The sequence below is a fragment of the Coleofasciculaceae cyanobacterium genome, assembly GCA_036703275.1.
GTDB lineage: Bacteria > Cyanobacteriota > Cyanobacteriia > Cyanobacteriales > Xenococcaceae > Waterburya.
The window spans coordinates 23,542-32,138 of sequence record DATNPK010000115.1 but is presented as its reverse complement, the minus strand read 5'-3'; the positions used below and the strand labels follow the sequence as shown (position 1 = coordinate 32,138).

3 protein-coding genes are annotated in these 8,597 nt (G+C 41.4%); 1 reads left to right on the top strand and 2 read right to left on the bottom strand.

What is annotated here, in order from left to right; all coding sequences use genetic code 11:
- The first annotated feature begins 179 nt into the window (after nucleotides 1–179).
- Nucleotides 180–3,557, top strand: a complete 3,378-nt coding sequence (locus V6C71_27275) for a plasmid replication protein, CyRepA1 family (protein HEY9772165.1) — start codon at nucleotides 180–182, stop codon at nucleotides 3,555–3,557.
- A 44-nt stretch (nucleotides 3,558–3,601) separates the two neighbouring features.
- Here the strand turns inward: V6C71_27275 and V6C71_27270 are convergent, their stop codons facing one another.
- Together V6C71_27270 and V6C71_27265 are read right to left on the bottom strand one after the other, a co-directional pair.
- Nucleotides 3,602–3,796, bottom strand: a complete 195-nt coding sequence (locus V6C71_27270) for an AAA-like domain-containing protein (protein HEY9772164.1) — start codon at nucleotides 3,794–3,796, stop codon at nucleotides 3,602–3,604.
- Nucleotides 3,797–4,317: 521 nt separating this feature from the next.
- Nucleotides 4,318–8,571: a helicase-related protein gene (locus V6C71_27265; protein HEY9772163.1), complete on the bottom strand. Its 4,254-nt coding sequence runs from the start codon at nucleotides 8,569–8,571 to the stop codon at nucleotides 4,318–4,320.
- Nucleotides 8,572–8,597 lie beyond the last annotated feature (26 nt).

The following is an 8,597-nucleotide window of genomic DNA, read 5'->3' as shown; positions in this document are numbered from 1 at the left end:
CAGGACGAAACCTCTAGTATCCCAGGACGACTCGTTTTTGAAACCTATATATATCAATGATTTCAGGTTTGAGTACACTCCTTAATTAGTCTGATAAGACTAATCCGTTTTCAAAAACCGTTTTAATTAATCTGGCATGATAAAGCGCGAACTCCACCACACGAAGGATAAAGAGCTTTATGTCAGAGAAAAAAGCTTTTGATAATGCTGAAAACAATTCTTCTGATTCGATCCAACCCAATCACCTAACAGAGTGGCGCGAAAGTTCAGTTGACGATCGCCTAACCGCTCTCAACCTACTTTCGCTCTCTGGTACAGAACCCCAGAACCACCTTTTCTGCTTCCTACCCAATTCCGAACGTCGTAACGATGGTCGAGTGCGAGACAAATGGCTACATCGCTATGCTCACACCGAAACTGGTGGCTATTGGATTTCTGGCTTAGACCCCCAGAACAACTGGCAGAAATGGGACTACGGACGATTTAAACCAGATCTTCCCCGTATTGACGGGGATGGAAAAACAATCAAATACGAGTCTCCGCCAAAAAGCGAGAGTCACCCCACCTACTTTGACGTTCCGAATCACATCTGGGACAAAGTAGCCAAGCGTTACCGCATTTCTCGCTATCGTTCTCCTCTGTCTCTGAGACTAGCCGATAAAAATCCACCAAGCTCCAAGGGCTATTCCCTAACCTCCACAGGACAAAAACGTTCCCTCTCAGATTGCCTTAGAGGTGGAGTCAAACCCGCTCCTTTTCTCCCAGCTAATCTGCAATTATCCTTACAACCAGATCCCGAACCAAGAGATGACTATTGCTTTTGGTCGTGGGTAGCAAAACATCCCGAAATACCCATCCTCCTCACCGAAGGAGAAAAAAAAGCTGCTTGTCTGCTTTCTCTTGGTTTTGTAGCGATCGCCCTTCCTGGTATTTGGATGGGTCGAGTCAAAAACCAAGAGACTGGCATAGATTATCTGCATCCAGATCTTGTGCCGATGGTAAGTTCGGGGCGCAAATTTATTATCCTCTTCGACAACGATGAAAAGCCCAGCACTCGCCATGCAGTTCATCTAGCAAGCGTTCTGACTGGAAAAGTAATCGAAGCTGCGGGGGCATCCTGTTCCATCGCATCTTTGCCTGAAGGTTCAGAAAAAGGGGTTGATGATTTTGTAACTGCCAACGGCAAACGAGCTTTGTCTCTCATTGCCAAAATTCTAGACCGCGCTTTAACCCTCAAAGACTATCTCAGGAAGTCTCGAAAAAAAACCTGGGGACTGAGTAAAAAATATCCTGCTAACGTTCTACTCAACACCCAATACCTCAGCGATGCCCTCAGACTCCCAGAACAGGGTCTAATAGCGATAGAAAGTGGAATGGGAACTGGTAAGACGGAATTGCTAGCAAAACTTCGTAGAGAGCATCCTCGTGCGAGATTTCTTAATGTCGGTCATCGAGTCAATCTGATGAAGAATCTCTCCGAGCGATTATTCACCCAGATGTACTCGGAAATCTCTCAGGGTCAATTGGCTAAGGCACTAAGTCTTTCCATTACTGTAGATAGCCTCTACAAGCTGCAAACTCAGTTCAACGAATACGATTGCGTGTTCGTTGACGAAGCCTGTCAGAATCTCGCTCACCTGCTTCACAGCAAGACCTGTAAAGAACATCGGGCGGAAATCCTTGAGGTTTTGGAATATATCATCGGCAAAGCCAAGCTAGTTGTTTTAGCCGACGCACACATGAACGATGTCACCGTAGACTTCTTTCGCGCTATGCGCCCAGAGGGAGAAGTTCCTTTCATCATCAAGAACGAGTACAAACAGGCTGGAAGAGAAGTATTTTTCTACGAAGACAAAGACAGCAGTGCCTTAGTCGCTAAAATTTCCATTGCCTTGATGATGGGACAGAAAATCATGGTGGTTTCTGACTCGAAAAAGTTCATCAAAAAGTTAGAAGCTATGATGACAGTCTCTGTTGACGAGGAGCGCGCGTTATTTGAGCCAGGAACAGGGGTTAACTCTCAAAATGGTAGCAAACTACGTATCTGGTCAATTCACGCTGATAATAGCGGTAGTAGTGCGAACAAGGCATTTATCAAAGATATCTCTACTGAAGTAAAAAACGTCGATGCTCTTTTAGCTTCTCCCAGTTTGGGTACGGGAGTTGATATCTGCGACTATCACTTTGATGCAGTCTTTGGTGCTTTCCATGCTGTATCTCAATCGGCTACTGAATGCTGTCAGGCTCTCCATCGTTACCGTCATCAAGTACCTTTGCATATTTGGGTCGCTCCCCGCCCTCCTTTTGGCTACAAAGAAACTAATGCCGAAAAGATTAAAGAAAGTATGCTGCAACTCAATCAAATGACAGCTTTTTTAATTCGTATTAATAAGAAAAGTGGTCAAAGAGGAGCGGAAAAGGATTGGGCGTTAAATGCTTATTGTGAAATTGAAGCTCAACGGAACTATTCGATTAATAATCTGCGGGACGATCTTCTGATTTTACTCGAAGAGATGGCTTATAAAATTACTATCAAAGAGTCAGAAGGTGATGTAAAAATTAAAAACAAAATGCTCGAAGCTGGACGTTATTTAAATAATGTTCATCAACTAGCAGTAGTTAATGCCACCGATATTAGCAAACAGGAATATTTAAGCCGTCAAGCTAAAGATTATCTTGAGCCAGAGGAAATTGTTGAATGTGAAAAATATCGCATTAAGCGCGATTACGGCATGGCTGTTACGGATGAGTTAGTTAAAAAGGATAAACAAGGTAGTTTAATCGGTCAATTTATAGCTTTGGAATCTCTTTTAGCTAACTCAGAAGATAAAATTGTTGACCCCGAAACTAATCGAGAATATCCCGCACCTCCCCAAATAGTAAGCGATAAAGATTTGAAGGAAAGGGATAATTTACCTTTGTGTATGGACTGGCATAATTACTCAAGTTTATGGCTGGCTCGTTATAATTTGGGTTTACCTAAGTTAGTTACTCGCTTGATGTCAGGAGAGGAAATCTGTGCTGCTGACCCTGATGTAAAGAAAATTGCCGAAGCTGCTAATGCCTCTAGAGTTCATCTTAAAGCTATCTTGAATCTTACTGTTCCCGAAAACTGTAAACCAATGTGGTTGGTGGGAGTATTAATCGGTCAGTTGGGACTAAAGACGGTTTCAAACAAGAAGGGCAAGCGAGGAGAACAAGTTAGATATTACTCCTTAGCAAAAGAGGATACTATTTTTGCGATTGAAGTTTTGCAGTACCGAATCAAGCAGCGAGAAGAGAAGGCGAAAAGAGAACTCGAACAGCAAGAAAAGAACAGGGAGCATCAAGCTATGATGCAGGTGCAATATGGCATTGACCCCCCTGTAGATATCGTATCCACACCCCCCAATAAAGAGAATGTTTATACATCAGGGGGAGGCATGGATACAGATGAAAATTGGCTAAACTCGGATAAAAATCTTCTTTCAAAATTCAATTCTGAACTGAAGCAAAAGCTCAAACGGTACTTTTCTATTTTGAGGGGCGATGATTTTGGCGAAGTCCAACCTGTTTGAAACAGAAATTTGTAGATCCTATAGGTGGAGTTATAGGACGTAAATCAGTATTCTGAAACCATAGTTAAGCTAAAGTATTTTAGATATAGACCACAACTGACAGTTGCTTTATCTCTTTCTACATTAACTAAACCCAAACTAACTAATTTAAACGCAAGTTCAGGTTTTAAATTAGTTGGCGATTTTAAAACTTTTTGAAAACCCGATCGCAAATGCGGGTAATGTTGCAAATTCCACATCAGTAAAAGGGATTGAAGATACAGAATTAGACGAAATGTCCTAAAGGATACCGCTTCGCATATGGAGCTTTGTAGGCAAAAAGAAGAATCAAAGGTGGTTATGGCATGCCATTGATAGACTGACAGGACAAGTCTTAGCTTATGTATTTGGTCGTCGAAAAGATGAGGTATTTCTCAAACTCAAGAAACTATTAGAACCTTTCGGAATCAAGCATTATTGTACAGATGGATTGGGAGCATATCGAAGACATTTGCCTGAAGATAAACATGAAATTGGTAAAAAGAAAACTCAAAGAATAGAACAAAAACATATTCGATTAAGGACGAGAATTAAAAGGTTACAAAGAAGGACAATTTGCTTTTCTAAGACTGAAGAAATGCATGACTTAGTGATTGGGCTATTCATCAATAAATATGAGTTCGGATTAAACCTCTAAACACAAAAAAGTTGCACCACCATTAATTGTGACGCGAAGCTTATCCGAAGGTGTACCCTTTAGGGAATCCTTTAGGGCATATTGCTACTTTACTTCCGTTCTCAAAAGCAAAGCTGATAAAGAAGCTTTCAAGCTGGTAGGTTTAATCCCTTCAAGATTTAGTAAATTAAGAATCTCTGTGTCATTAACTAGCTGCTCGATAAACTCACCATCGTTTAGCTGACTTTTATCGCCATCGGTGCAATCTCGCAGCAGTTTTTGGACTTTCTTTTGCTCCTTTCCAGAATTAAGTTTCTTCAAAGTATCTTTGACGGTTTTACGGTTGATTCCAGACGGAAAACTATCCATTGCCATAATTCGCTTCTGGATTTTACTAATCCGCTCAGAAGTTAAGTTGATGTTTTCTAAAGTTTCTGGTTGTTCTAATTCGGAATAACGCTGTTGCTTGAGTTTCACCAGTTGTTCGTACAAAGAATGAGTAATAGTTAGGATTTTTTTTGCCGAAACTACCTCACCTGCTGCTGGGGTTTTAAATGCTGAAGAAACCGCTATTCCGTAGCCATCATTTTCTTGTGCGAGATCGTTCCAGTAAATTGTTTGTTTTTGGTCGGGAATCGGTTCGCCATTTGGTCCGAAGTATTCCAAGGTCAGTGCCACAAGATAAGTAGGTTCATTGGGGTCGTTGGTACGATGTCCGACAGCAATGGGATTGGCTTGGTAATCGAATCCTAATTCCTCAATTAGTTTTCTGAGTTCTTCGCTATGCAAGATTTCATTTTGAGTGTAGAGGTCGCGGTTAGTTTCCTGTTTCTGATAAGTATCTTCTTGTAAACTGCTTTGCTCCAAGGATCGGGCTTTAGTTAAACTGTGAATGAAATCGATATATCCAGGCAAAATTTCATCATCAAAGAGAGTATCGCCATAGATTGAAGCTCCTAGAGTATCGATTCGCTCAATGTTGCGAATTGCGCCACTTTCTTCAACTAGATCGCCGACCAGTTTTTTGTTTAGATTAGATAGACGACTGGCTTGTCTGAGTAATTGACTTTCGCTATTGGCGTAGTAAATATAAATATTCTCAACTCGATGTTGCTTGGGACGGTCAATGCGACCAATACGCTGCTCTAGGATCATTGGATTCCAAGGCAAATCGATGTTAATCAAGTAATCGGCATCTTGAAGATTTTGACCGACTGAGAGAGTTTCTGAACCGATTAAAACTGAGATCTCTTCTTCTGGCTGTGGACGTTCGGTAGGATTTCTACAAGTAGCAGCAGGGGCAAACAAGCGAAATATTTGCTGTCGCTTTAATCCAGGTTTTTGATTAGTTCCTTTGACCGCATTATTAGGACTAACTTTGATTGGATAGTCTAAATCGCTGTTGTAGTAAAGTTTATTAGAACCAATCACCATGCCAATCCCACAGTCGGCGATCGCATTATCTTTTGCCATGTAGCGGTAGTAATCTATTACCGTATCTGAAAAGGTCGAAATCAAGAGAACTTTATGACCCTGACTAACGATTTCTCTGACTTTCTGGGTAACTTGTTCGCGTTTGTGGTCTTTGACAAATTCATCCGCTAGTAGTTTTTGAATCTGTTTGAGTTGAGCTAAGTCGCTGTCACAGTCAGCCATAATTTGGTAGTAAATTTGTTTGGCTATAGCTGGATCTTCTCGCAGAGCATTGGTAGCAAGATCTATGGATTTGCGTAGCTGTTGACGTTTTTCCTCTTTCTTCTCATTGGTTTCTTCCTCGTCTTCGTCTTCTTCATCTTCTAAATAATCTTCATCCCAGTCATCGCTTAGATCTAAGACATCTAATGATTTATCTTTTTTCTTAGACACAAATTCGTAATGCAGCAACAAGAATTCTTTGAGTCCATCTGCATCAGGAGAAACCATTGCTAATCTGTATTTAACCAAAGCAATGCGATCGCTAAAGTTCTTAATCGTGCGACCCAGTGCATACATACTCGACTCAGCCCGTTGTAGGAAAAAGCGACGCTGGTTGGCGAGAAGCGATCGCTGTTCGGTACTGCCCTTGAGATAACGTATCGGGTCAGCCGAAGGAATATAGAGGTTAGTTTCAAACTGAGTGAAGATTTGGTCTAATGCTTGCTCTGTATCTGATTCAAATACTACGGGCAACCATTGAGCTACTCGTTTGGCATAGAGATTGAGATCTGGAGTAGCTTCTCTAAGCATCTGTCTGGTGCGTTGGAGAAATAACTCTCGATAGGTGCGTCGAAATAAATTGGTATTGTCGGTAAAGTTTTCGACTCCTGCATCTCGACGCTCGAACCACAATGCTACTTCTGGGGGAAAATCTAAATCTTGGAATCCTTCTGGACGAGAAAGAAATGGGGAGAGAATATTATAGATATCCTCGCGGCGGTTGTTCCAAGGAGTAGCTGTCAGCAGTAGAAAATGTCTTTCTCTTTCAGAGGTGCGATCGCTCTGTTGAATCTGCAAACAAATTTGATGAATGCGATTTCGATAATTGCGAATGCCTTCGTGAGCTTCATCAATAACGATCAGATCTGCACCACCATAGCGATTAAAGTCATCTAGAAATCGGTTGCCTTTGAGACTCATCAAGTTTTTATTATAAAGTTCATAATCGCCCCCTTTAAAGCCAAGTTCGGTCATTTCCCTTTCCCAGTTAGGAAATAACTTTTTGGCAGCAATAATGGCAACCTTAGCTTGACCTTTTTCATTACGATAGAGTTTAGCCACCGCAGCAGCTAATCTGGTTTTTCCCAATCCCACAGCATCAGCACAAACCGCTACGCCAAAATCCTGCATGACTCTAAGACAGTGCTGCGCGCCTGATTTTTGATGCTCGAATAAAATCCCTTGGTAGACAAATTCATCTAGTGTGTCGCTCTGTTGGACTCGAAGTAGGTGAGGACGTTCCATTGCCAGCCAGTAGAGGAAGTCTTGAGGTTGCCCGTGTTTTCCTGCCAAAATCAGGGCTACGGCTTGCTTAAAGCCTTCAATTTCGGGAAAGTCGGGAATAATTAGGTCTGAGCTTACAGAAACGGGCTTTTCTGGAGTTATGTTATATGTTCCTGTAGTGGCTTTAACTCTGAAATTCTTCAGCGAAGTTGATGGATGATCGGGATATACTTCAACTTGACCGATAATGCGTTCTGGTTCTCGACTATCGATGGTAACTTTAACTAATTCATCATCGGCAACTTCAATGGTTTCAACTTGGTCTAGGTTACTGCCTGTAATTTCAACTGGAGTGATTTCTCCATTGGGGAACTCGTCAGGAGTAATAGATTCAATAACTGGTTGCTTTAACTGGATACGGCGATCGCGTTCGGCGATTATTTGCGCTAAAAATTCTTGGCTGAGGTCAAAGGTTAGTTCTTTGTCTTGCCATTCCTCATCAAATTCAATGATGCTTTCTTTGATAGCGTCTAAGTCTATAGGGTCTGAATAATAGAGGAAGGTAACGCTCTCAGCATTCCTCGAATGGGCAGCGCGAGTAAAGTTATCCGAGCCTTCATGGAGAATATGGTTGTCCAGGCGATCGCTCAAGATACCAGTTTTCTTGTGATAGATAGCCCGTCTTTCTTCCATCTTGACTAGCTTGATCTTCAGAGTACCCAATCTCACTAGTTCGGCGAGAATTTCAGTGCTAGAGAAAGAGCTATCTTCTAAACCTGCAAGGAATTCTTGGAGGGTACGACGAATGTATTCGGTTCGATATTCTGAGTCGTGTAGTTTCTGTAATTCTTTGAGATCTCGATTATTAGTAAACCCTTGCCAATCCATCAACAGGCGGATTTCCCCTTCATTTTTAACAATGTTTTGCAGGGGTTCAGAGTAGAGTTTCAGTACGCCACTTTCAAAGTAAGCAGTAGAGCGACGATAGAATTTAGTGCGTTCTAAATAAGCAGTGATAAATTGGTGATATTTGTCAATATCATCTGGTAAATTAAATCGGCGACGGCGACGAATTTTGGTTTCTAATTCTAAAAAACTTCCTGCTAGTAATGCTTCTTCTTTAACTGCATTTTCTAACTGGATAAATTGTTCGATAACTGTTAGTTTGCTAGTGCGTAATAGAGTAGCATTAGGCAGATTGCCTTCTTGTTTGGGGATGTATTCAAATATATGAGCAGTATTGAGATCTATCCGAATTAATTTATAGGTAGAGTGTGTTTGGAAACTTAGGAAACTGACAATATTTTTGAGGAGATTATCAGCATCGCGGTGTTGAAAAACTAGCCAGTATTGATTGTCAACTCCTTTAATGGGATTTCCTTGAAGTAGGTAGTAAGGGCGTTGTTTACGGATTAGGTCGGAGATGACAGTTTCTAGCATAAAAGATTGTCTAATAATAATATTTT